Here is a 537-nt window from a genome sequence, read left to right as displayed (position 1 = left end):
GTGCCTGGCGCACTGTACCGATGAACGGCGCGAGACCGTGCAGCAGCAGCTGGTCAGCGTGTTTGAACGCTACGGCCTGCCGGACAGGATGACGATGGACAACGGCTCACCGTGGGGCGACACCACCGGCACCTGGACGGCGCTGGAGCTGTGGCTGATGCGCCACGGTATCCGGGTGGGGCACTCCCGGCCTTATCATCCGCAGACGCAGGGCAAGCTGGAGCGTTTTCACCGCAGCCTGAAGGCGGAAGTGCTGCAGGGAAAATGGTTCGCGGACAGCGGTGAGCTGCAGCGCGCCTTCGACCACTGGCGCACGGTGTACAACCTTGAACGCCCGCACGAGGCGCTGGATATGGCGGTACCGGCCTCGCGTTATCAGCCGTCTGCCCGGCAGTACAGCGGCAGCGTAACGCCACCTGAATACGATGAAGGGGTGAAGGTCAGGAAAGTGGATGTCAGCGGAAAGCTGAGCATACAGGGTGTCAGTCTGAGCGCAGGCAAGGCGTTCAGGGGAGAACGGGTCGGGCTGAGGGAGAC

The 537-nt window shown here is 64.1% G+C and carries 1 protein-coding gene; it reads left to right on the top strand.

Annotation, left to right across the window (positions count from 1 at the left end; translation table 11 throughout):
* Window positions 1-537: integrase core domain-containing protein (locus APT89_RS11590; protein ID WP_131728595.1), on the top strand; the 537-nt coding region annotated here is incomplete at both ends.

This window comes from Enterobacter sp. 50588862 (assembly GCF_001462935.1).
GTDB classification, from domain to species: domain Bacteria; phylum Pseudomonadota; class Gammaproteobacteria; order Enterobacterales; family Enterobacteriaceae; genus Enterobacter; species Enterobacter bugandensis.
The sequence above is the reverse complement of the archived record's forward strand: the minus strand, read 5'-3'. Positions and strand labels throughout refer to the sequence as shown.